Source organism: Arthrobacter sp. JB02-1C (genome assembly GCF_057748045.1).
This window is the reverse complement of record NZ_CM173235.1, coordinates 3537789-3559878: the sequence shown is the minus strand read 5'-3', so window position 1 is coordinate 3559878 and position 22090 is coordinate 3537789. Positions and strand designations below refer to the sequence as shown.

At 69.1% G+C, this 22090-nt stretch carries 20 protein-coding genes; 8 read left to right on the top strand and 12 right to left on the bottom strand.

Annotated elements, in window-relative coordinates; genetic code table 11:
• From AC3ANP_RS16650 to AC3ANP_RS16635, 4 genes are all read right to left on the bottom strand, one after another.
• Entirely contained in the window at window positions 1–330 is a 330-nt protein-coding gene (locus AC3ANP_RS16650) for a biotin/lipoyl-containing protein (protein ID WP_223979734.1), read from the bottom strand.
• A complete protein-coding gene (locus AC3ANP_RS16645) occupies window positions 323–1378 on the bottom strand; it encodes an alpha-ketoacid dehydrogenase subunit beta (protein ID WP_488331224.1) in 1056 nt (351 codons plus the stop codon). Before AC3ANP_RS16645 ends, AC3ANP_RS16650 begins: the two co-directional genes overlap by 8 nt.
• Window positions 1371–2429, bottom strand: a complete 1059-nt coding sequence (locus tag AC3ANP_RS16640) for a thiamine pyrophosphate-dependent enzyme (RefSeq protein WP_488331223.1) — start codon at window positions 2427–2429, stop codon at window positions 1371–1373. The genes AC3ANP_RS16645 and AC3ANP_RS16640 overlap by 8 nt, the downstream gene beginning before the upstream one ends.
• Before the next feature lie 149 nt (window positions 2430–2578).
• Window positions 2579–3964, bottom strand: coding sequence for an amino acid permease (locus tag AC3ANP_RS16635; RefSeq protein WP_488331222.1), 1386 nt, complete (start codon window positions 3962–3964; stop codon window positions 2579–2581).
• Window positions 3965–4138: 174 nt separating this feature from the next.
• Between AC3ANP_RS16635 and AC3ANP_RS16630 the strand changes: the two genes are divergently transcribed.
• Window positions 4139–4633 (top strand): Lrp/AsnC family transcriptional regulator, encoded by a 495-nt coding sequence (locus AC3ANP_RS16630; RefSeq protein WP_488331221.1) that lies wholly within the window; start codon window positions 4139–4141, stop codon window positions 4631–4633.
• A gap of 25 nt (window positions 4634–4658) precedes the next feature.
• On the opposite strand, the gene AC3ANP_RS16625 is transcribed toward AC3ANP_RS16630, so the two are convergent.
• On the bottom strand, window positions 4659–5279 hold the full coding sequence (locus tag AC3ANP_RS16625; RefSeq protein WP_488331220.1) for a maleylpyruvate isomerase family mycothiol-dependent enzyme: 621 nt from the start codon (window positions 5277–5279) through the stop codon (window positions 4659–4661).
• Window positions 5280–5442: 163 nt separating this feature from the next.
• Between AC3ANP_RS16625 and AC3ANP_RS16620 the strand changes: the two genes are divergently transcribed.
• The 5 genes from AC3ANP_RS16620 to AC3ANP_RS16600 are packed head-to-tail and all read left to right on the top strand — an operon-like array spanning window position 5443 to window position 11333.
• Entirely contained in the window at window positions 5443–6153 is a 711-nt protein-coding gene (locus AC3ANP_RS16620; RefSeq protein WP_488333096.1) for an NUDIX hydrolase, read from the top strand.
• The gene (gene nadA / locus AC3ANP_RS16615) at window positions 6150–7460 is read left to right on the top strand and encodes a quinolinate synthase NadA (protein WP_488331219.1); all 1311 of its coding nucleotides are present in this window, start codon (window positions 6150–6152) and stop codon (window positions 7458–7460) included. The genes AC3ANP_RS16620 and nadA overlap by 4 nt, the downstream gene beginning before the upstream one ends.
• Window positions 7457–9235, top strand: coding sequence for an L-aspartate oxidase (locus AC3ANP_RS16610; protein ID WP_488331218.1), 1779 nt, complete (start codon window positions 7457–7459; stop codon window positions 9233–9235). Before nadA ends, AC3ANP_RS16610 begins: the two co-directional genes overlap by 4 nt.
• Window positions 9232–10164, top strand: a complete 933-nt coding sequence (gene nadC, locus AC3ANP_RS16605) for a carboxylating nicotinate-nucleotide diphosphorylase (protein ID WP_488331217.1) — start codon at window positions 9232–9234, stop codon at window positions 10162–10164. The genes AC3ANP_RS16610 and nadC overlap by 4 nt, the downstream gene beginning before the upstream one ends.
• Window positions 10165–10172: 8 nt before the next feature.
• Entirely contained in the window at window positions 10173–11333 is a 1161-nt protein-coding gene (locus AC3ANP_RS16600; RefSeq protein ID WP_488331216.1) for a cysteine desulfurase family protein, read from the top strand.
• Here AC3ANP_RS16600 and AC3ANP_RS16595 read toward each other — a convergent pair.
• Window positions 11330–11833: a GtrA family protein gene (locus tag AC3ANP_RS16595; protein ID WP_488331215.1), complete on the bottom strand. Its 504-nt coding sequence runs from the start codon at window positions 11831–11833 to the stop codon at window positions 11330–11332. The two genes, AC3ANP_RS16600 and AC3ANP_RS16595, sit on opposite strands and share 4 nt — an antisense overlap.
• Before the next feature lie 4 nt (window positions 11834–11837).
• The gene (locus tag AC3ANP_RS16590; RefSeq protein ID WP_488331214.1) at window positions 11838–12512 is read right to left on the bottom strand and encodes a DUF1684 domain-containing protein; all 675 of its coding nucleotides are present in this window, start codon (window positions 12510–12512) and stop codon (window positions 11838–11840) included.
• A 50-nt stretch (window positions 12513–12562) separates the two neighbouring features.
• Between AC3ANP_RS16590 and AC3ANP_RS16585 the strand changes: the two genes are divergently transcribed.
• Together AC3ANP_RS16585 and AC3ANP_RS16580 are read left to right on the top strand one after the other, a co-directional pair.
• Complete coding sequence (locus tag AC3ANP_RS16585; protein WP_488331213.1) at window positions 12563–13390, top strand: hypothetical protein; 828 nt, start codon at window positions 12563–12565, stop codon at window positions 13388–13390.
• 15 nt (window positions 13391–13405) lie between these two features.
• Window positions 13406–14212: a transglutaminase-like domain-containing protein gene (locus AC3ANP_RS16580; RefSeq protein WP_488331212.1), complete on the top strand. Its 807-nt coding sequence runs from the start codon at window positions 13406–13408 to the stop codon at window positions 14210–14212.
• Here AC3ANP_RS16580 and AC3ANP_RS16575 read toward each other — a convergent pair.
• The 5 genes from AC3ANP_RS16575 to AC3ANP_RS16555 all read right to left on the bottom strand — a co-directional run bounded on the left by AC3ANP_RS16575 (window position 14202) and on the right by AC3ANP_RS16555 (window position 22048).
• Entirely contained in the window at window positions 14202–14729 is a 528-nt protein-coding gene (locus AC3ANP_RS16575) for a MarR family winged helix-turn-helix transcriptional regulator (RefSeq protein WP_488331211.1), read from the bottom strand. The two genes, AC3ANP_RS16580 and AC3ANP_RS16575, sit on opposite strands and share 11 nt — an antisense overlap.
• The gene (locus tag AC3ANP_RS16570; RefSeq protein WP_488331210.1) at window positions 14729–15832 is read right to left on the bottom strand and encodes an LLM class flavin-dependent oxidoreductase; all 1104 of its coding nucleotides are present in this window, start codon (window positions 15830–15832) and stop codon (window positions 14729–14731) included. Before AC3ANP_RS16570 ends, AC3ANP_RS16575 begins: the two co-directional genes overlap by 1 nt.
• Before the next feature lie 270 nt (window positions 15833–16102).
• Window positions 16103–16579, bottom strand: a complete 477-nt coding sequence (locus AC3ANP_RS16565; protein WP_488331209.1) for a hypothetical protein — start codon at window positions 16577–16579, stop codon at window positions 16103–16105.
• Between the two features lie 167 nt (window positions 16580–16746).
• Window positions 16747–18564: a GDSL-type esterase/lipase family protein gene (locus AC3ANP_RS16560; RefSeq protein WP_488331208.1), complete on the bottom strand. Its 1818-nt coding sequence runs from the start codon at window positions 18562–18564 to the stop codon at window positions 16747–16749.
• A 262-nt stretch (window positions 18565–18826) separates the two neighbouring features.
• Window positions 18827–22048 (bottom strand): efflux RND transporter permease subunit, encoded by a 3222-nt coding sequence (locus tag AC3ANP_RS16555; RefSeq protein ID WP_488331207.1) that lies wholly within the window; start codon window positions 22046–22048, stop codon window positions 18827–18829.
• Window positions 22049–22090: the final 42 nt, after the last annotated feature.

The following is a 22090-nucleotide window of genomic DNA, read 5'->3' as shown; positions in this document are numbered from 1 at the left end:
TCAGTCCTCATCAAGTACGGCGCTCAGGCGGACCCGGCGCTTCGGTGCCTCTTCCTTCGGGACCGTGCCCACGATGCCGGCGGTGTTGTCCGGCACCTCGAACACGATCAGCGGCTCGCCGACGTTGATTTTGTCGCCCGGGCCGCCGTGGATACGCACTACCTTACCTGCCTGCGGGCTGGGCAGTTCCACCGCGGACTTGGTGGTCTCGACCTCCACGAGGGGCTGGTTTCGCTCCACCTGCTCGCCCGGGGACACCAGCCATTCCAGCACGGTCGCCTCGATCAGGCCTTCGCCCAGGTCCGGCAGGGGAAAGGAAATTTCAGCCACGTTTGTACTCCAATACTCGCTGGATGCCAAAAAGAATGCGGTCAATGTTCGGGATGTATTCGTCTTCGAGGTCGCCTGACGGGTACGGGACGTCGAAACCGGTGACCCGTTCCACCGGTGCCCTGAGCGTATCGAAGCAGCTCTGCGTGATCAGCTGGGCCACCTCGGCGCCGAGCCCGGAGGTCAGCGGCGCCTCGTGCACGACGACGGCGCGCCGGGTCTTGCGCACGGACGCGGAGAGGCCGGCGGCGTCGATTGGCTTGAGCCAGCGCAGGTCCAGCACCTCGACCTCGATGCCGTCCTCGGCGGCGAGTTCTGCCACCTGGAGGCAGCGGGCCACCATGGCGCCCCACGCCACGAGGGTCAGGTGCCGGCCGGCGCGCATCACCTTCGCGCCCTCAGGGTTGCCGCCGGAGGGGTCGGCGGCGGTGGGGTCGACGTCGCCTTTTTGCCAGTAGCGCGACTTCGGTTCCATGAAGATCACCGGATCCGGCCGGGTAGCGGCGTACTTGAGCAGATGGTAGGCCTCGTGCGGGTTCGACGGCGACACCACCTTGAGCCCCGGCACGTGGGCGAACAGTGCCTCGAGGCTTTCGCCGTGGTGTTCGGGGGCGCGGATGCCGCCGAAGCTGGGCACCCGCAGCGTGATCGGCATCGGCAGCGTGCCGCGGCTGCGGTAGTTCATCCGGGCGATCTGGCAGACGATCTGGTTGATCGCCGGGTAGGCGAAGCCGTCGAACTGGACTTCGGGGATCGGGTGGAAGCCGGCCATCGCCAGGCCCACGGACATGCCAAGAATGCCGGATTCCGCCAGCGGAGTGTCGAAGACCCGCTCCGCGCCGTGCTTGGCCTGCAGCCCGTCGGTGACCCGGAAGACGCCGCCGAGCCGGCCGCAGTCCTCGCCGAAGATCACGGCCTTGGGGTTGTCGGCGAGCACTTCGTCGAGGGCCCGGTTGAGCGCCTGCTGCATGGAGAGCACCATGCGGGAGCCGGGGGCACCCGGGTCCGTGCCCGCGCCGGCGCTGCTTTCAAGGATTGAGTTAGACATGTTCGGACTCCTCGCGCCAGTTGGCGGCCTGGGCCTGCAGCGCAGGGGTGGTTTCCTGGAAGACCAGGTCAAACATTTCGGTGCCCGGCCGGGAAGCCAGCGCCTCGATCCCCGCGCGGATCTGTTCCTCCTCGGCCTTGGCCGCTGCCAGGGCCGCGGCGAAGAACGCCTCGTCGGCGGTCCCGTCCGCCAGCAGCCGGCGGCGGAGGCGCTCCAGCGGGTCCTCGCCGGCGCCGTCGCGCTCCTGATCGAGGGTCCGGTACCGGCCGGGGTCATCCGAGGTGGAATGCGGTCCGCGCCGGTAGGTCATGGCCTCGATCAGCACCGGGCCGTTCCCGGAGCGGGCATGGGCAAAGGCCCGGCGGGTGGCCTCGACGACGGCGACCACATCGTTGCCGTCAACCTGCAGCGCCGGCATCCCGTAACCGGCCGCGCGGGCGGCAACCGAGCCGCCGGCCACCTGGCGTTCGGTGGGCACCGAAATCGCCCAGCCGTTGTTCTGCACGAAGAAGACCACGGGCGCCTTCATCACGGCGGCGAAGTTCATTGCCTCGTGCACGTCGCCCTGCGAGGAGGCGCCGTCACCGAAGTAGGTCAAGGCGACGCCGAGCCCGTCGCCGGCTTCCCCGGCGGCCGCGGCCAGGGTCTGCCCGTGCGCCCAGCCGACGGCGTGCAGCACGGACCCCGCCACTACAGCCTGGATCGGGGCGAGCCGGGACTCCGCCGGGTTGTACAGGCCGCCGTGCCAGGTGGCCTTATGGGTGGCCATGTAACCGACCATGTCCACGCCCATGGCCCGGGCAACGCCCATTTCCCGGTAGGTGGGGAAGACGAAGTCACGGGTGGTGTCCACGGCGTAGCCGCTGCCGACCTGGGCCGCCTCCTGGCCGAGCTCGGGGGCGTAACCGGGAATGATGCCCTGCCGCTGCCAGGCAATCGCGGAGCTGTCCAGGTGCCGGACAGCCGCCATCAGCGTGTAGAGCTCGCGGAGTTCGGCGGGGGTGAGCGGAGCGGCGCCGTCGTCCGGTGCCGCGAGGGGGAGTAGGTCCATGCTGTGACCCTAATCACCCGATGGGTCACTGGGCAAACAGCTCAGCGGACACTGACCACTCTGTTCAAAGCTGCCGCGAAGACCTCGCTGGGGGGTTGCAGTTTGTACACCCGTGGCGCGCGATAGGGCGCGGCAGCCGGCGGGGTGGGTCAGTCGGGGTGGGCGGCCCCGCGGGGCACGCTCAGCCGGGCGCCGAGCCAGCACGCGGCGGCGATGCCTGCAACCAGGGCCATGGTGCCGAAGAGCTGGGCGCTGCTTTCCGGGCTGCTGAAGCCGACCGCGAAAATGAGCGCCAGCAGGACCAACCCGAAGATGGTCAGCCCGGGGAAGCCCTTCATCCGCAGCGGCAGCGGCGTGCCTGCGCGGTCGGCCCGGCGGCGCAGGACCAGCTGTGACACCAGCGCCGAGCCCCACACCACCAGGCAGGTGGACCCCACCAGCTGGAACAGTGCCGGCAGGATCCGGTCCGGAAAGAGCAGTTCCAGCACGGCGGCGAGGAAGCCAAACGCCACGGAGACGCCTACGGCAGCCACCGGGACCCGGGAAACGTTGAGCCGCGACAGGAAGCGCGGAGCCTCACCGCGCTGGGACAGGGAGTACACCATCCGCGAAGCGCCGTACAGGTTTGCGTTGAGGGCCGAAAGGAGGGCGACGACAGCCACCAGCGTGATGGCGGTGGCGGCCCCAGGGATGCGGGCCGCGTCCAGGACTCCAGCGAACGGCGACTTAAGCGCCGCCGACGTCGACGGCAGGATCGCGGCAATGACGAAGACGGAGCCGATGTAGAACACCAGGATCCGCCACACGACGGTGCGGATGGCCAGGCCCACGCTGCGTTCCGGGTTCTCGGTCTCTGCGGCAGCCACGCTGACGATTTCGGTGCCGCCGAAGGCGAAGATGACCACGAACAACGCGGTGGCGATGCCGCCCAGTCCGGCCGGGGCAAAGTCCGAGGTAATGTTTGCCAGCCCGGGGGAGGCGACGTCCGGCAGCCAGCCCAGCAGCAGCGCGGCGCCGATGGCCAGGAAGAGCAGGATCGCAGCCACCTTCAGGATGGCGAACCAGAATTCGAACTCACCGAAGTTCTTTACCCCGGCAAGGTTGATGCCGGTGAAGAGTGCCATGGAAATTAGTGACAGCGCCCAGACCGGCAGCACCGGCCAGACGGTGAACAGCAGGGCGGATGCGCCCAGGGCTTCGGCGGCGATCACCACGACCAGTTGCAGCCACCACAGCCAGCCCACGGTGGCGCCGGCGGTCTTTCCCATCGCCCGCTGGGCGTAAACGGAGAAGGCGCCGCTGTTGGGGTTGGCCGCTGCCATCTCGCCGAGGGCCCACATGACCAGGATGATCAGGGTGCCGGCAACGAGGTAGGAGATCAGCACGGCGGGCCCCGCCGCCTGGATCCCGGCCCCCGAGCCAAGGAACAGGCCCGCGCCGATGGCACTGCCGAGTCCCATCATGGTGAGCTGGCGCGGTTTCATGCTGTGGCCGAGCTTCAGGGCCGGGCGTGGCGCGGCGGACTTCGTTGTCATGCTGGCGAACCTTCTTAAGTGGCGGGGTGGTCCTTTTGGGACCTAATGAATTTACCGCCATTCAGCGGCACATCCGGCACGCGCGGCGTGAGAGCATGGTTGCAGTTTGTGACATGCCAAAGGGCGGATCGTGACGATTTGCGCCGCCCAAGCCGCTGGAGGCAAGGAAACCAGATGATCGTCGACCCGCTGGACGCCAAAATTGTCCGATTCTTCACCGATTCCCCCCGCGCCTCGGTCCTGGAGGCATCCCGGGTGCTGAAGGTTGCGCGTGCCACCGTGCAGTCACGGCTGGACCGGATGCAGGACGCCGGCGTCATTGGTTCCTGGGTGCCGCAGCCGGACCCGGCGCGTTTTGGCTATCCGGTGGTGGCGTTCTGCTCCCTGACGATCAACCAGGACTTGGGGCACGACGCCGTCGTCGAGGCGCTCGCCCGGATCCCGGAGCTGATCGAGATCCACACGGTCTCCGGCAGCTCGGACCTGATGGCCCGCATTGCTGCCCGCTCCAATTCGGACCTGCAGCGCGTGCTGGATGCCATGATCGGCACGAAAACCGTGCTGCGATCGTCCTCGGTGATCGTCCTGAACACCCACTTCCAGGGCCGGACGCTGCCCTTGCTCGAGGCCGCCGCGGGCGGCCAGCCGCCAGCCGCCGCGGGCGGCTAACCGGCCCCCCAGGCCCGGCGCCGGGCTACAGCACGGTGAGGTTTCCGGGCAGTCCGGTCCGGCCGGTGAGCAGCAACAGGAGATCCGGCGCCGCCGGTGACTGTGCGCCGATCTCGGCCGCGAGCCGCAGGGAGGCCGCAACCGCCGGGCCAAGTCCGGCGGGCACCGGCAAACCCGTGGCGCGGGCGAGGTCAAGGCTGTGCACGGCCAGTTCGAAGGTCCGGGTGGGCAGGTAGTCGATCAAGGTCATGGCGCCCGCGGGCGAGGCCAGCACGGCGTCGTCGGCGGTCCGGGCCAGCAGCGCCGCCACCCCCAGGACGAGGTCCTTGACCGCTGCTGCCGGGTCCTCGCCCAGCGCGGCCCCGGAATCCCGGCCGCGCTGGGCCACCGCGTCCGGCGCCATGGAGCTTCGGACAGCCAGGAAGTAGGCCGCCGGCCCCTGCACCGGGTCGCCGCCGGCTGGCGCGGCGAGGTAGGCGGCCACCGTGGTGAGGGCCCGGCTGGCATGGCCGGTGAGTGCGCGGACGTCCCATTCGCCCAGTGCGGGCCGAGTCCAGGCCTCGGCGGGGATCTGCTCGACCAGGTGCAGGAACGCCTCGGCCGCGCCGAGGTAACAGGACCGGATGGCATCGGTAGTGGTCTCCATACCGCCGATTATCACCGGTCCGGACGCAATATTTCCCATCCGGGCCGCCGCGGTCGTAGAATTAGTTCTAGTCAACATGACTATAACTACTCCGGCGGTCCGGCCGGAGCTTCCCGCAGGGTCTCCCAGACCGCTGCGGCACCCGGAACGGGGGTCGGTCACCATCTACACCTCGCCAGCCAATGTCTCGGAGCGGCGGCTCGCCCCGCCGTCGCTGGCCATCTCCACGGTGATCTTCGCCCTCCGCCCAAGCGAGAGTTCAGGCCGGCCCACGCTCTGGATCCCGCTGGTCCGCAGGATCCGCGAGCCCTTCAACGGCTTGTGGGCGCTGCCCGGTGGCCCGCTGACACACGCCGAGTCACTGCAGGACGCAGCATCCCGCAACCTGCGGGAGACCACCGGCCTGGCGCCGAGCTACCTGGAACAGCTTTACGCCTTCGGCGGGCTGCACCGCTCGCCCACCCAGCGGGTGGTCTCGATTGTCTACTGGGCGCTGGTGCAGCCGACCGAAGCGGCGCTCGCGGACGAATCCGAGAACGTCCGCTGGTTCCGGGCCGACCGCCTAGGCGAGCTGGCCTTCGACCACAACGCGATCATCGACTATGCGCTCTGGCGGCTGCGGAACAAGCTGGCGTACGGATCGATCGCGTACCACCTGCTGGGCGAGTACTTCACCCTCGCCCAGGTCCGCGAGGTCTACGAGGCGGTCCTGGACCGCCGCCTGGACCCGGCCAACTTCCGCCGCCAGGTCAAGGCAACCCCGGAAATTGAGGAAACCGACGACTACCTGCAGGGCGGCCGGCACCGGCCGCCCCGCCTTTACCGCTTCACCGGCCGGCCCGGCCTTGATCCAGACAACAGGAGCACACCATGAGCAGCGTCAACACGGCGATCCAGCTGATCACCCGCGAGCAGGCCGCCAGCAGCGCCCCGGGCGCCGCGGCGGCGTCGACCTGCAGCCCGGCGCTGGCCCGGGGACCCTGGGACTTCGACCTCGCCGAAGCGCTCGCGGGCACGCCCGGCTACGGCCCCGGGGCATCCGCTGCCGACGTCGCCCCGCCGTCGACGCCCCGGCAGGGGCAGCTGCCGGAGGAATACCGGCTGGCCGGCGACGCGGAGCTGGACGCGCGGATCCGTGCAGCCAAGGAAGTCCTGGGTGACCGGGCCGTCATCCTGGGGCACTTCTACCAGCGCGACGAGGTGATCAAGTACGCGGACTTCGTCGGCGACTCCTTCCAGCTCGCCAACGCGGCCCTGACCCGGCCGGACGCCGAAGCCATCATCTTCTGCGGGGTGCATTTCATGGCGGAGACCGCGGACATCCTCTCCGCCCCGGAGCAGGCCGTGATCCTGCCCAACCTCGCGGCCGGCTGCTCGATGGCGGACATGGCGGACATCGACTCGGTCACCGAATGCTGGGAACAGCTCGAGGAGCTGTTCGGTACGGAGCCCGACGCGGACGGCAGGGTCCCGGTCATCCCGGTCACGTACATGAACTCCTCGGCTGCGCTCAAGGGCTTCTGCGGCGACCACGGCGGCATCGTCTGCACGTCTTCGAACGCCGCCACCGTGCTGGAGTGGGCCTTCGAGCGGGGCCAGCGGGTGCTGTTTTTCCCGGACCAGCACCTGGGCCGCAACACCGCCAAGGCCTTGGGCGTGCCGCTGGAGCAGATGCCGATGTGGAACCCGCGCAAGGAGCTCGGCGGCAACAATGAGCAGACGTTGCAGGACTCACGGGTGATCCTCTGGCACGGCTTCTGCTCCGTGCACAAGCGCTTCAACGTGGCCCAGATCGAGAAGGCGCGCGCCGACTTCCCGGGCGTGCAGGTCATCGTGCACCCGGAGTGCCCGATGGAGGTCGTCGACGCCGCGGACTCCGCCGGTTCCACCGACTTCATCCGCAAAGCCATCGCCGCCGCCACCGAACCCAGCACCTTCGCCGTCGGCACCGAAATCAACCTGGTCAACCGGCTGGCCGCCGACTACCCGCAACACACGATCTTCTGCCTGGACCCGGTCATCTGCCCCTGCTCCACGATGTACCGCATCCATCCCGGCTACCTGGCCTGGGTGCTGGAGGCCCTGGTCCGCGGCGAGGTGGTCAACCGGATCACGGTGGCGGACGACGTCGCGGCCCCCGCCCGGGTCGCCCTGGAACGCATGCTGGCGGCGCGGCCGTGACCAGGCGGCTGGTCGTCGTCGGCAGCGGCATCGCCGGGCTGTACGCGGCGCTGCTCGCCGCCGAACCGGTCTCCCGCTCCGGCGGCGAACCGGCCGCCGAGGTGGTCCTGCTGACCAAGGGCACGCTTGAGGACAGCAACACCTTCTACGCCCAGGGCGGGGTCTCCGCAGTGCTCGCACCCGGAGAAGCCGCCCCTGGTGACTCCGTCGCCGCGCACATCGCCGATACCCTTTCCGCCGGAGCCGGACACAACGACCCGGAGGCCGTGCGTGTCCTGTGCACCGAGGCGGCCCACGACATCGCCGCCCTGTGCCGCTACGGGGTGCGGTTCGACGCCGGTGCCGGAGGCACGCCGGCGCTGGGCCTCGAAGCCGCCCATTCGGCCGCGCGGATCCTGCACGCCGGCGGCGACGCCACCGGCGCCGGGATTGCACGGGGCCTGGTGGCCGCCGTGCTGGAGCGCGCGGTCCAAGGCAGGCTCAGGGTCGAGACCGGCGCCTTCGCGACCGAGTTGCTGACCGGCGGCGAGCCCGGCGCACCTGCCGGCAGCGCGCGGCCGGTCACCGGCGTCGCCTATCTTGCCGGCGGCGAACCGCGGCGGTTGGACGCCGACGCCGTGCTGCTCGCCACCGGCGGTGCCGGGCGGCTGTTCGGCCGCACCAGCAATCCCGCCGTGGCCACCGCCGATGGCCTTGCCCTGGCCTGGCGTGCCGGTGCCGCCGTCCGTGACCTGGAGTTCTTCCAGTTCCACCCCACCACCCTCGCGGCAGCGGAACAACCGGGCGGTCCGCCCGCGCTGCTGATTTCCGAGGCGGTGCGCGGCGAGGGCGCCGTGCTGCTCGACGCGGCCGGGCACCGCTTCATGCCCGATTATCACCCCGACGCCGAGCTTGCCCCCCGCGACGCCGTCTCCCGCAGCATCGCCCTGCATCTGGCGGCGCTCGGGCTGCCGCCCGACCACCCCGTCTACCTCGACGCCAGCGACATCGAGTCCCGCCGCGGGTCCGGTTTCCTGGCCCGCCGGTTCCCCACCATCAGCGCGCGGACCAGGGCCGCCGGTTACGACTGGACCACCGAGCCGCTGCCGGTGTCCCCGGCAGCGCACTACTGGATGGGCGGGGTGGCCACCGACCTGCAGGGGCGCACTTCGGTGCCGGGGCTCTACGCCGCGGGGGAGGCGGCCTGCACCGGCGCGCAGGGGGCCAACCGGCTGGCCAGCAATTCACTGCTCGAAGGGTTGGTGTTCGGGCGGCGGGCCGTGGAGGACTTCCTGTCTGGCGGGCCGGGCTGGACGTCAGTTGGGGCGTCGTCCGACGCCGTTCCTCCGCGTGCTGTCTCGGCCGCAAGCGGCCTCCCCTTGACGCACGCTTCCGGAACGCCATCGAACGACGGTGGCCAGCCCGCCCGGGGTCTCGCTGGGGAATATCACCCGTCCGCTTTGCCCGAGGGTGTTGGGGAGACCGGGCCTGGGCCCGGGCCGTTTTCGCGGGATGCTCTGGGGCGGTTGATGACTACGCATGCTGGGGTGCTGCGCTCCGAGCATGAACTTGATGCGGCGGCAGCGCAGCTCGCTGCGTGGGCTGCCGTCGTCCGGCCGGAGACCGTGACGGACGCGGGGGACCCGCGGGTGCACGAGGACCGGAACTTGCTGTTGGCCGCGCGTCTGTTGGTGGAGGCCGCGCTCGCCAGAACGGGTTCGCTCGGTGCCCACTACCGGGCGGACACGGACCCCGCCACCGCCCCAATCCGCTCCACGCAAAGGATCACCTCATGACCGCACCCGCCGCCGCCCGCCCCGCAGCCTTGCCCGTGCCGGCGCTCGCCGGGACCCTGCCGGCCGCCGCTGTCGACGCCGTTCTCCGGGCGGCGTTGCAGGAAGACGCACCCTCCGGGGACATCACCTCGCAGGCGCTGATCCCGGCAGAGGCCCGCGCCACCGCGGTGCTCGCGGCCCGGGTGCCGGGCGTCTTCAGCGGCGGCGAGGTCTTTGCCGCGGCCATGAAACTCGCCGACACCGGCGCCGTCGTCGACCTGCTTGTGGCCGACGGCGAGAGCTTTGCCGCCGGCACGGCGCTGGCCCGGGTGACGGGCAACGCCCGCGGCGTGCTGCTCGCCGAGCGGGTTGCCCTGAACCTGGTCCAGCGGATGAGCGCGATCGCCACCCGGACCGCCGAGTTCGTCGCGCTGGTGGCCGGCACCCGCGCCCGGATCGCCGATACCCGGAAGACGACGCCGGGGCTGCGGGTACTCGAGCGTTACGCCGTGCGCTGCGGGGGCGGCTCAAACCACAGGTTCGGACTGTCCGACGCGGTCCTGGCCAAGGACAACCACCTTGCGGTGCTGACCGGGGGAGACCCGGCGAAGCTCACCGCGGTGCTGCGCGGCGCCAGGGCCCGGCTGGGGCACACCACGCACTTCGAGGTGGAGGTGGACCGGAGGGAGCAGATCGAACCCGTGCTCGCCGCGGGCGTGGACACCATCATGCTGGATAACTTTTCGCTGGCCGACCTGGCAGACGGGGTCCGCCAGGTCGCCGGCCGGGCCCGGGTTGAGGCCAGCGGCAACGTCAGCCTCGCGACAGTGGCCGGCATTGCCGCCACCGGCGTGGATATCATCTCGATTGGGGCCCTCACGCACAGTGTCACCGCCCTGGACCTGGGGCTGGATGTCGAGCTCGACGTCGAGCTGGAACCGGCCGGCTGAGGCGCGCCGTGATCTTCCTGGACGCCGCCGCCACGACGCCGGTCCGCCGCGAGGTCCTTGAGGCCATGTGGCCGTACCTCAGCGGGGACTTCGGCAACCCTTCCAGCCACCATTCGCTCGGCGACGCCGCCGCCGCGGCGCTTGCGGGGGCCCGGGAAGCGGCGGCGAAGGCCCTGGGCTGCCGCCCGGGCGAAATCGTGTTCACCTCCGGCGGCACGGAGGCGGACAACCTCGCCGTCAAGGGCATTGCCCTGGCCCGGCGCGCGGCCGATCCGCGCCTGGACCGGGTCGCGATCAGCGCCGTCGAACACCCGGCGGTGGAAGAATCCGCCAGGTATCTGGAACGTGTCCATGGTTTCGCCGTGGACGTGGTCCCGGTGGACCGCTACGGGCAGGTGAGCGAGGAAGCCCTCGATGCCGTACTTCGGCCGGAAACCGCGCTGGCCAGCGTGATGTACGCCAACAACGAGGTGGGCACGGTCCAGCCGGTGGCCCGGCTGGCGGCACTGGCTCGGGGGCTCGGAATTCCGTTCCACACCGACGCCGTGCAGGCCGCCGGCTGGCTGCCGCTGGACGTGCGCGGGCTAGGGGTCGACGCGCTGAGCCTCTCCGGCCACAAGCTGGGCGCCCCGAAAGGCTGCGGGGCGCTGTTTGTCCGGGGCGGGACCAGGGTGGAGCCGCTGATCCACGGCGGCGGACAGGAACGCGGCCGCCGCTCGGGCACCGAAAACGTGGCCGGCGCCGTGGCCCTGGCGACGGCGCTGGGCCTCGCCGGGCCGTCGCAGCGTGAGGCCTCGGCCCGGGTCGCCGCCCTGCGGGACGGCTTCATTGCCGAGGTCCTGGCCGGGGTGCCCGGCGCCTTCCTCACGGGCCATCCGGCGGACAGGCTTCCCTCGGTTGCGTCCTTCTGCTTCCCGGGCACCAGCGGGGAGTCGGTGCTGCTGGAGCTCGAACGGCAAGGAGTGATCTGTTCCAGCGGCTCGGCCTGCGCCGCAGGCTCGGACGACCCCTCCCCGGTGCTGCTGGCAATGGGCGTCGAGGCCCAGGTGGCCCAGACCGCGGTCCGTTTCAGCTTCGACGCGACGGTCACAGCCGCAGAACTCCAAGAAGCCGCAGCCGCCGTGCGTGCCGCCGTCGGGAGTATCCGGTCGCTCGGCCCAACGAGCTAGCGGTGCCGGGCGCGGCGGAAAATCCAGTGCCGGAGCATGGTGAAACGCACGGCGGTGGCGAGGAAGCCGGACAGCGTGGTGGTCCAGAGCTCTGCCGCCACGGTGGCGTCCGGGTTGATCCAGTGCAGGATGCCCAGGCTGCCACCGGTAATCAACAGCGCCACGGCAATCACGATCAGGCCGTTGAGGTGGTCGCGTTTCATCCGGTGCCGCTCGGTGATTTTGAACGTCAGCCGGCGGTTCAACGCAGTGTTCATCAGCGAGGTCAGGATCAGCGCCGCCGCGTTGGCCGGCTGCGGGCCGATCCACGGCCGGAGGAATGCGTACAGCGCCAGCGAGGTCACAGTGCAGATCGCGCCGACGCCGGTAAACCGCAGGAGCTGCCGCGCCACCGGATAGCGGAGGATGCCGCGGGGGCGCCGGCGCGGCGGCGGCGGCGGCGCCAGTGTGGCGGTGGCGAACGGGCCGCGGTGCGGCGAGCCTGGTAGCTGCGGCTCCATCCCGCTAGTAGAGCTCTCCGACCGGGATCTCCACGGCGACCCGGTTGGCCGGACCCGCCAGCGGGCAGGCCCAGGCCTCGTTGTAGGCGCAGGATGGGTTGTAGGCGAAGTTGAAATCGAGGACGAACCGGGCGTCCGGTCCCGGCCCGGAAACGCCGTGGAAGGCGCCCTTGATGGTGTCCAGCAGGTAGCGTCCGGCGCCGTAGCTGCCGCCGGGGTGGCCGGCGGTGGCGTCCCGGAACGGAACGAAGATGCCGCCGCCGTAACCCTGGAGCTTCCACACCGCCAACTGCCCCATTTCGGGCAGGTCGAAGGTGCCCAGCCGGACGAACCGGACAAGGCCGTCCGTGCCGGTTTCGACCTTCATTTCGCGTCCGGCGCCTTCCAGGGTGAGGGGGACGTGGAAGCGGTAGGTCGGGTCGTAATCGGCCGTCTTGAGGCCGGCAAACGCTGCCTTGGCCGCATCCGTCAGTGCCGACGCGGGGTGCGTGCCGAACATCCGGTCACGTTCGTGCCGCCAGTACGCGTGGGCCTCCGACGGGCTGTCGGCAGCGATCTTCCGCACCGCCGCGTACAGCGCAAAGGTCCGGAGCCGCCAGTCGGCGATGTCGACGGCGGACATCCGCGCCGCACCGTCCGGACCGCCAAGGTCCGCTGCTTCAGGGTACTGTTCAGCCATCCCCACAGCCTAGCCGTGTTTCCGCACGGCCCTGCGGCTACGCTGGCAGCATGACTGGGACGGCTATGTTGCACGGGTTGCGGGCTGCCGCCGCGCTGGCGCTCGCTGCCGGGGTACTCGCGGGCTGCAGCACCGAGGGAAAGGGCACGGCGGCATGGACGGCCGGTGCTCCCTCCAGCGGGACGACGGCGGCGCCGTCCGTCGGGACCACGACCCCCGGGGCGTCGGGCACCGCGGGGGCGTCGGCGTCGGGCACGGCGTCCCCGGGCGGGACCGCGACGGCGACTGCCGGGGCGACGGCCGCCGCCTGGAAGACCTTTTCCGATCCCGGTAAAAGTGTCAGTTTCGACCTTCCCCAGGAATGGATTGCCCAGTCCGTTGCGCCGGAGAAGGGCACGCTGCCGGGGGCCCTCCGGATCGAGGTCAGGGACGCCGCCGGCCGGTACCTGGCCGCCCTGCAGACCGGCCTTCCGCCGCAACCCGCCGGTGCGTGCGCCGCCGATGCCGCGAAGCCCTATGTGGTGGTCAGCAGCGTTCCGGTGGAATTGCCGCACCGCGGCGGGGACGGCACCATCGACCCGCATGTCGTGTTCCGGGTAATCCAGGGTTACAAGTATTTCGGTTCCTACGGCATCACCAACATGGTCGGCGGCGCGGACGGAAAGTCCTGCGCCCTGCAGAACCTCGTTCGCGGCCCCGAGGGCAAGGGCGACTACTCCTTCGGCGACGTGGCCGAGCTCAGGGCTTTCGCCGCGGACCAGAAGGTTGCCCCTGCCAAAGCCTTTGACACGCTCGCGCAGGCCGACAAATACGTCAACGAGGGCTCGGAATTTGCCAACGTCCAGCGGATGCTAATGTCGCTGAAGATCAAAAACTAGCCCTGCCGGAGAATCATGGAACGCATCGTATCCGCACGCCTGGCCTTCAAGACCGTGGCGGACACCAAGGTCGCGCTGGCCGTGGCAGTTGCCCGCAACCCCGGCTACAGCGGGTTCGATGAAACGCTCTCCATCACGGCCGCGGGGGAGGACGTGCCCCTGACCGAACTCTCGGACCACCACGGCGGGCGCTTCCACTACATGGAGTTTGCCGAATCCACCGAGGTCCTGGTCGAATACGACGCCACCGTCACGGGGTCCGCCGCGCCGGAGCAGCCGGGCCTGATGGAACTGATCCGTTATGTCCGGCCCAGCCGCTACGCCGAGTCGGACCGGCTGCTTCCCACGTCCTACGCCGAGTTCGGCGGCCTGCAGGGTGCGGAGCTGCTGCACGCCGTGCGCGACTGGGTCTTCAATGAACTGCGCTACGTCAGCGGCTCATCGCGGGGCACCGACGGAGCAGTTGAGACCCTGCTGCACCGGCGCGGCGTGTGCCGGGACTTTGCACACCTTGCCATTTCGCTGCTGCGTTCGAAGAACGTCCCCGCGCGGCTCGCCGCCGTGTACGCGCCCGGGCTCAGTCCAATGGACTTCCACGCCGTGGCCGAAGCCCACGTCGAGGGTGCGTGGCATGTGATCGACCCGACCGGCCTGGCACCGCGCGGGAGCATGCTCCGGATCACCGCTGGCCGGGACTCCGCGGACACGGCGTTCCTGTCCACGGTGGGCGGCAGCCTTTCACTGCGGGAGCTGAAGGTTACCGCCACCGTGACGGGCGATCTGCCGGCCGAGGACCCGGCGGCGCTGGTCGCTATCGCCTAGCGTCCTGGACCGAGGCGCGGAGCTTGTCCGTCAGCCGCAGCAGTTCACGCTGTTCCTCGGCGGTCAGTGCCGGGGAGACCAGCGAAACGATGTCTCGGACGTGTTCACGGCCGATCTGCTTTTGCAGTTCCCGGCCGGCGTCGGTGAGCCGGACCAGGACGCCCCGGCCGTCGTCGGGCGCAGGCTGTCGCTCCACGAGGCCCCGCTTTTCCAACCGCTCCACCAGCCGGCTCAGGCTCGACTGACTCAGCAGCACGTTGTCGTTCAGCTCATTCTGCCGCAACCAGCCGGTCGGGCAGCCGGACAACGTGAACAACACGTCGTACTCATTCAGGGCCAGGGTCTTGAACGCGGGACCGGCCTGCAGCCGGCGCATCACGGAGACCTGGGCGCGGAACAACGACTCCCATGTCTGCGCCGCCAGCCGGACCGGTGAGACGGTGGCGGCCGGCGCGGGGGCGGTGGCCCCGGCCAGCGCCGTGCCCGGCGCGGCCGGCGCCCCCGGTTTGCCGCGCATCAGGCGTCCTGCGGGGCCGCATCGCGGGCGGCCAGTGAAGCTGCAACCCGGTCGGCGTGCGTCGGCGGCGCCGGCACATGGGCCGGGGTCTTCTCGGCGTACTCCTTGCGGAGTACAGGCAGGACTTCCTCGCCGAACAGGTCCAGCTGGTTCAGCACCGTCTTCAGCGGCAGGCCGGCGTGGTCGATCAGGAACAGCTGGCGCTGGTAGTCGCCAAAGTACTCGCGGAACGTCAGGGTCTTCTCGATGACTTCCTGCGGGCTGCCGACCGTCAGCGGGGTCTGCGAGGTGAAGTCCTCCAGGGAGGGGCCGTGGCCGTAGACGGGGGCGTTGTCGAAGTACGGGCGGAACTCCTTGACGGCGTCCTGCGAGTTCTTGCTCATGTAGAACTGTCCGCCGAGGCCCACGATGGCCTGGTCTGCCTTGCCGTGGCCGTAGTGCTCGTAGCGTTCGCGGTAGAGGCCGATCAGCTGCTGGTAGTGCTCCTTGGGCCAGAAAATGTTGTTGGCGAAGAAGCCGTCGCCGTAGTATGCGGCCACTTCGGCGATCTGCGGCGTGCGGATCGAGCCGTGCCAGACAAAGGGGGCGACGCCGTCGAGCGGGCGCGGCGTGGAGGTGAAGTTCTGCAGCGGGGTGCGGAACTTGCCGGACCAGTTGACCGTGTCCTCGTCCCAGAGCCGGCGCAGGAGGCTGTAGTTTTCGATCGCCAGTTCCACGCCGTCCTGGATGTTCTTGCCGAACCAGGGGTAAACCGGGGCAGTGTTGCCGCGGCCCAGGACCAGGTCCACCCGCCCGTCGGCGAGGTGCTGGAGCATCGCGAAGTCCTCGGCGATTTTCACCGGATCATTAGTGGTGATCAGCGTGGTGGCAGTCGAGAGCATGATCCGCTCCGTCTGCGCCGCAATGTAGCCCAACGTGGTGGTGGGGGAGGAGGAGAAGAACGGCCGGTTGTGGTGCTCGCCGATGGCGTAGACATCCATGCCGATCTCTTCGACCTTCTTGGCGATGGCCACGGACGCCTTGATGCGCTCGTTCTCCGACGGCGTGTGGCCGGTGGTGGGGTCGGTGGTGATGTCGCTGACGCTAAATACGCCGATCTGCATGGTGTTCCTTTCCGAGCCGGAGACTTCCGGTTGCTGGTTCCAGTATAGCCGCTTTACATGCATTTGCATCTATCACCTGCTTCAACGTCACCCGCGCAGGATTATTCCGGCCGCTTCAGCACCCCTTTACGGGCACGCAGCAGTGCGCATCCAGGATTGTCCGCGGGACACCTGGTTCGGGCGGCTCAGAACGTGGCGGCCAGGGTCATTGCCGAGGAGTGCGTCACGATTCTGGAGGTGTGCACCGGCGAAGCGGATGCAGGCAAGGACTCAGGTATCGTGTTCTTCGATGGTGCGTGAGGCCATCCAAGCCTGGCAAGCGGCCGCAGCCGTGATGAGGCCGACGCGGAGCCAGTGGGTCGCCATCAATCTGCGGTATTGGGGCGTCAGCGATCCGTCGCCGGCGCGGATCTGGTCGGTTCTGGCCTGTTGGGTTCCCCACCAGGTGGCCGTCAGCACGCCGCTGGTTGCCTGGAGCCCCAGTATTAGCCACGGAAGCTGTTTCGGCACGGCCGGGGATCTCCAGCGCAACTGGGCCAGAGAGCCGAGGGCATGGATGCCTACGCCGGGCCACAGTATTGGTTGGATGCCGCCCGCGCCGAACCACCAGGCCCGGTGGTAGGCAGGAAACTCTTCCCGTCCCACATGGCGCCACAGACGCCATCCCAGCTGGACCATCAGGACCAGGCCGACGTTATAGGCGCTGGCGGCGGTGTTGCAGATCTGCAGCTGTCTGTTTCGATTCATCGCCGCCCCTCCGTTCACTCCCAGCCGTCCCTTGCACGGGCCGACGCCATAGAGAGCGCACCTCGCGACGGGAGGGTTCACTGCGTCCGAGTGTACTCAGAGGCCACCGTCAGTCGCCACGGTCACAGGCCCACCGGCTCCTCGTGGGGGTCGTCCCGAGTGGCCGACTACTTTCCGAGTGCGGTCTTCAGCATCGGGATGTACAACTTGGATACGGCGTTGTGCCCGTTCTGCGTCAGGTGGACGTTGTCCCGGTACTGCGCACCGGCCCTGCTGGCGAGACCGGCGACGGAGATGTAGGTGACTCCCAGCCGCTTAGCGTTTGCGCCAAGCACGGCGTCGATGTGGCGGCGCTGGGTGTGGCTTGCATCGCTGCGGGACATGACCCCGTTGATCACGATCTTGCTGTTCGGGTAGATCTCCTTCAGCTTCGCCCAGAGGGCGGTGCTGTCGGCGATCACCTGGGCATCGGACTGCCCCGAGGACGCGTCGTTTCCGCCCAGCGAGACCAGCACGAGGCCGGGAGTCCCGCCCGGGAGCGGGATCAGCTTGTTCTGGACCGCGGTCCACCCGGTGCCGCCGGCCCAGGCGTTACGGGTCGAGTAACCCATGCCGCCGTAGGCAAGTTGCGTGGCCTGGTCCGTGAATCCCATGGCACGGGCACCCTGCTCGCTCCACGAGTCGTCGTCGAGCTGCGAGTCACCGTACAGCACCACAGACTGGGTCGTGGCCAGCACGTTGGTGAACGGGTAGGCCGGAGCCTTCACCGGACCCGCGGTGTCGAGGACGGTCTTCTGGAACTGGGTGTGCGAGCCCGTGGCGTCCGTCCAGGAATCCGCGATCGGCCAGCCGTACGCGGCGAAGTTGCCTGCCATCCGGTTGAAGTCGGCCGCGGTGATCAGCTTCGGCCCGACACCCGGACCCCAGGTGATCACACCACCCTTGAAGCGCTGGTAGTAGCCGCCGTTCCAGGAGATTTCGTCGCTGATCGGCAGGCCCAGGGAGGAGCTCGGGCCGCCCTTGGCGTCGAAGTAGGCCTGGATGTCGCCCAGGGTGGTGGAGAAAGTGCCGGTTCCGGAGTTGGCCCAGTAGATCCTTCCGCCTTCGAAGTCCTGGCGGACACCGCCGGTGACACCGATTTCATCGGAGGTCGGGTAGCCCAGGAAGCCGTTCTCGCTCGGACCGTGCGCGGCGTAGTAGGCGCGGATGCCACCGAACACCGCGTGGGTTCCGCTCAGCTGGGACCAGTACACGGCGGCCCTCTGAAAGGACTGGAATTTCCCGCCGCGGACCGCGAGGTTGTAAAGATCGCTGTCGGGCAGGCCCACCCAGCCGTTGGAAGCGGCGTAGTAATTCTGGATTTCGCCGTTTCGGGTGGCAGATGTCGCACCGGTGGAGCTGGACCAGTAGATCTTGCCGCCCTCGAAGTCCTGCCTGAAACCGCCGGGAACTGCGGTTTCTTCGGACGTCGGATAGCCCAGGAAGCCGTTCTCGCTGGGTCCGTGGGACGCGTAGAAGCCCCGGACGCCGCCGTGAACGACATGGGCGCCGGCGGTATCCGACCAGTACATGACGCCGTTTTGGAAGATTTGGTATTGTCCGCTGCGGAGGCCGATGGGGTCGCTGGTCGGGTATCCCATCCAGCTCTTGGTCCAGCCGTTGGCCGAGTACCTTGTGGCCATGGGGCCGCCGGACACAATCTGCGCGCCGGTCCGCTGGGTCCAGAGAACCCACCCTTTCTGGAAGCGCTGCGTGCAGCCGACGCCGTTGCAGGTCTTCCACTCAACGGGGTCACCGAGCTTGTCGCGGTTGGCGTTCCACTTGGTGTAAGTCAAGCCGTCGACTGTGTAGCCGCCGATGGTCGCCGAAGAAGCGGCCGGTGCCAGAGTCAGCTGTGCGGCGATGGCCGGGGTGGCTGCAGCGCCGGCACCCACAGAGAGCGCAAGGGTGGTGGCAATGACGCGAAGCCGCTTGATCTTAAACATCTGAAACTCCTTGACTTCTGCGCAAGTGTAGTTGGCTGGGCACCTGCGCATAACAGGTGTACCTATCGGATTGAAAGTGATATCTGTAAGGCCTCGGCGCCGGCCTTCACTGAACCGAGGGCTAAAATTCACCCCGGTGACACCCGGGGACACCCGATGGCACGGTGCCATGGCACGGTGCCGTGGGACCCCCGCGGGCAGCGTCCTGAAACGACGGAAGGCCCCGTCCAGATGGACGGGGCCTTCGATCGGACCGTGAAACTCAGCGCCGGAGGGCCGGGGCAGCATCCGGTTCGTCGGTGATGTCATCCTCGCTGGCGCCATCGGCGGCATCGGCCGAGGCGGCCGGGGCGGCCGAGGCCCGGCGGCCGTGCGCGGGCTTGCCGGCGCCGGCCTTCTGCAGCGCCCGACGTTCGCGCCGGCCCTCGACAAGCCGGTACAGCACCGGAACCAGGACCAGCGTCAAGGCCGTGGAGGAGATGAGGCCGCCGATCACCACGATGGCCAGCGGCTGGGAGATGAACCCGCCGCCGCCGGTGAGGCCCAGCCCCATCGGGGTCAGCGCGAAGATGGTTGCCAGGGCGGTCATCAGGATCGGCCGCAGGCGCTGCCGGGCGCCGTGGGTGATGGCGTCCGCGACGTTCATGCCCGGTTCGCCGTTCCGGGGCCGGCGGTATTGGTTGATCAGGTCAATCAGCACAATCGCGTTGGTGACCACGATGCCCACCAGCATCAGCATGCCGATCAGCGACGGCAGCCCGAGCGGCACGCCGGTGAGCAGCAGCAGTGCGATGGCACCGGTGGCGGCAAACGGGATCGAGACCAGCAGGATCAGCGGCTGCACCAGTGACTTGAACGCGGCCACCATGATCACATAAACGATGGCGATGGCGGCCAGCAGCGCCAGACCGAGCTGGCCGAAGGACTCGGCCTGCTGCGTCGTGGCACCGCCAATCTCAGCGGTGACGCCCGGCGGCAGCTGGACCGTCTTGAGCCGGGCCTGCACCTCGGTGCTGACGGCTCCGAGGTTACCGCCCGACGGCGTGACGGACACGCGCGCGGTCCGCTGGCCGTTGCTCGCGGTGATGGACACGGGCACGTCGGCCTGCTCCACCGAGGCGATGGCGGACAGCGGAACCGGTCCGCGCGCCGTCGGCAGCGGGAGGTCGCGGACCGCGGCGATGCTGGTGAAGCGGGTGCCCTCGCCGATCCGGACCGGGAAGTCGGTGGTGCCGATGCGCACCGTGCCCGCCGGAACCGGACTGATGGTGGCGGCCAGCACGCCGGCGACCTGCTGCTCGTTCAGGCCCGCGGCGACGGCCTTGGCGCGGTCCACCTTGACCTGGACCACCGGCTGGCTCGCGGCCAGGTTGGTGCTGACCCCGGAGGAGCCGGGAACGCCGTCCATCGCCTGGACCATCGTGTCGCTGGCGGACTGGAGGTCGGGCGAGTTCGCGGCCTTGAGGGTGATGTCCACGGTCGACGTGGTGCCGAAGCCGCCCTGCTGCGAGCCCACGGTGATCTTCCCGGCGCCGCTGACCTTGGCCAGCTCGGTGCGAACCGTGTCCTGCAGCTTGCCCTGGTTGGCCTTGTCGTCGGTGACCACGGTGAAGCTGGAGTTGGCCGCTCCGGTGGACTGCAGCGCGGAGAAGCCGGACTGGGCGTTGCCGGTGGTGACCTGGACGTCCTTGACGCCGTCGATGCCGCGCAGCACGTTTTCGACCTTGACCGCGGCGGCACTGCCCTCGGCCAGGCTGGTGCCGGCCGGGAGGGCCTGCTTAACCGTCATGCTGTTCTCGCCGGAACGGCCCAGCAGATCGGTGGCGAGCAGCGGCGACATCGCCGCGGTCCCGCCCAGGACCAGGACGGCGGCCACCAGCGTGATGACGGGGTGCCGCTGGGTCTTGGTCAGGATCGGAAGGTAGCCGCGCTGCAGGAAACCGCGCTGCTCGGCCTCATGCGCCCGCGCGGCGGTTTCCCGGGCGGACCCTTCGGCGGCGGCGGCCTTGTCGGCCGGCGTCCGGAGGAACCAGTAGGCGAGCACCGGCACGATGGTCAGCGAGACCAGCAGGGAGGAGACCAGGGCGATCGTGACGGTCAGCGCGAACGGCCGGAAGAGTTCGCCGGCCAGCCCTGCCACGAAGGCGATCGGCAGGAAGACCGCCACCGTGGTGAGGGTGGAGGCGGTGATCGCGCCCGCGACTTCGCGGATGGACGTCAGGATGGCGGTGATCTTTTCTTCGCCGTAACTGAGGTGCCGCTTGATGTTCTCGATCACCACGATGGAGTCATCCACCACGCGGCCGATCGCAATCGTCAGCGCGCCGAGGGTCAGGATGTTCAGCGAATAGCCGGTCGCGGTGAGCCCGATGAAGGTGATCAGCAGGGACAGCGGGATGGATACCGCCGTCACCAGCGTGGAGCGCACCGAGAGCAGGAACAGCAGGATGACGCCGACGGCGAAGCCCAGGCCCAGCAGGCCCTCGGTGGTCAGGTCCTTGATGGACTTCTCAATGAACGGTGCCTGGTCGAAGACCGGAGTGAACTTGGCGTTGGAGCCCAGCTCGGCCTCAAGCTGCGGGATGGCAGCCTTGACCGCATGCGAGATCCCCACGGTGTCGCCCTCGGGCTTCTTGGTGACCGACACGGCCAGGGTCTCTTTGCCGTTGGTCCGGGTGATCGAGGTGCGGGCGTCCTCGGCGATGCTGACGTCCGCTACGCTGCCGATCGTGGCGGCGTTGCGGGCGCCGCCCAGCGGAAGGGACTTCACCGCGTCCAAAGAATCCACCGGGCTGCCGATCTGCAGCGACAGGGTCTTGCCCTGCTCCTCGATGCTGCCGGCAGGCACCAGGGAGCCGTTGTTCTTCAGGGCGTCGGTAATCGACTGGATGCCCGCGCCGGCGGCGGCCAGCGCATCCGGCCTCGGCTGGATCTGGATGTGCTGGGTCGCCCCGCCGGTGACGTCGGCGCCGCGGACTCCGTCGATTTTCTGCAACCGGGGCACGCTCAGCCGGGCCAGGTCCGTGTTGAGCTCGCTCAGCGGCTTGTCCGAGGAGACCGCGAGATAGACGATCGGAAAGTCGCTGATGCTGCCGGCGATCGCCTGCGGCTGGACGTCCTTGGGCAGCGCCTGCTTGGCGTTGGAGATGGCCCGGTCGATCTGGTTGCGGGCGCGGTCCAGGTTGGAGCCGTAGGTGAACGCGAGGGTGATCTGCGAGATGCCGTTGCGCGAGGTCGACGACGTCGATTCCAGGCCCTCGACGCCGTTCAGTGCTTTCTCCAGCGGCCCGCTCACCTGCTTGTCCACCACTTCGGGGGAAGCACCCGGCATCGAGGTGATGACCGTGATCTGCGGGAACTCGATGGACGGGATGAGCTCCTGCTTCAGCGAGGACATCGTGATCACACCGAAGACCGAGGCGAAAACGGTGATCAGCGCAATCAGCGCCCGGTTTGCTAGCGAGAGCTGGGCCAGCCGGAACATCTCATGGTCTCCTGGTGGTTCGGCGGACGGACGTCACGGCAT

Bases quoted from the DNA above. Each gene is read 5' to 3' on its own strand.
- AC3ANP_RS16645 (WP_488331224.1), bottom strand. From the start codon at position 1,378: ATGTCTAACTCAATCCTTGAAAGCAGCGCCGGCGCGGGCACGGACCCG.
- AC3ANP_RS16640 (WP_488331223.1), bottom strand. From the start codon at position 2,429: ATGGACCTACTCCCCCTCGCGGCACCGGACGACGGCGCCGCTCCGCTC.
- AC3ANP_RS16635 (WP_488331222.1), bottom strand. From the start codon at position 3,964: ATGACAACGAAGTCCGCCGCGCCACGCCCGGCCCTGAAGCTCGGCCAC.
- AC3ANP_RS16630 (WP_488331221.1), top strand. From the start codon at position 4,139: ATGATCGTCGACCCGCTGGACGCCAAAATTGTCCGATTCTTCACCGAT.
- AC3ANP_RS16625 (WP_488331220.1), bottom strand. From the start codon at position 5,279: ATGGAGACCACTACCGATGCCATCCGGTCCTGTTACCTCGGCGCGGCC.
- nadA (WP_488331219.1), top strand. From the start codon at position 6,150: ATGAGCAGCGTCAACACGGCGATCCAGCTGATCACCCGCGAGCAGGCC.
- nadC (WP_488331217.1), top strand. From the start codon at position 9,232: ATGACCGCACCCGCCGCCGCCCGCCCCGCAGCCTTGCCCGTGCCGGCG.
- AC3ANP_RS16595 (WP_488331215.1), bottom strand. From the start codon at position 11,833: ATGGAGCCGCAGCTACCAGGCTCGCCGCACCGCGGCCCGTTCGCCACC.
- AC3ANP_RS16590 (WP_488331214.1), bottom strand. From the start codon at position 12,512: ATGGCTGAACAGTACCCTGAAGCAGCGGACCTTGGCGGTCCGGACGGT.
- AC3ANP_RS16585 (WP_488331213.1), top strand. From the start codon at position 12,563: ATGACTGGGACGGCTATGTTGCACGGGTTGCGGGCTGCCGCCGCGCTG.
- AC3ANP_RS16580 (WP_488331212.1), top strand. From the start codon at position 13,406: ATGGAACGCATCGTATCCGCACGCCTGGCCTTCAAGACCGTGGCGGAC.
- AC3ANP_RS16575 (WP_488331211.1), bottom strand. From the start codon at position 14,729: ATGCGCGGCAAACCGGGGGCGCCGGCCGCGCCGGGCACGGCGCTGGCC.
- AC3ANP_RS16570 (WP_488331210.1), bottom strand. From the start codon at position 15,832: ATGCAGATCGGCGTATTTAGCGTCAGCGACATCACCACCGACCCCACC.
- AC3ANP_RS16565 (WP_488331209.1), bottom strand. From the start codon at position 16,579: ATGAATCGAAACAGACAGCTGCAGATCTGCAACACCGCCGCCAGCGCC.
- AC3ANP_RS16560 (WP_488331208.1), bottom strand. From the start codon at position 18,564: ATGTTTAAGATCAAGCGGCTTCGCGTCATTGCCACCACCCTTGCGCTC.
- AC3ANP_RS16555 (WP_488331207.1), bottom strand. From the start codon at position 22,048: ATGTTCCGGCTGGCCCAGCTCTCGCTAGCAAACCGGGCGCTGATTGCG.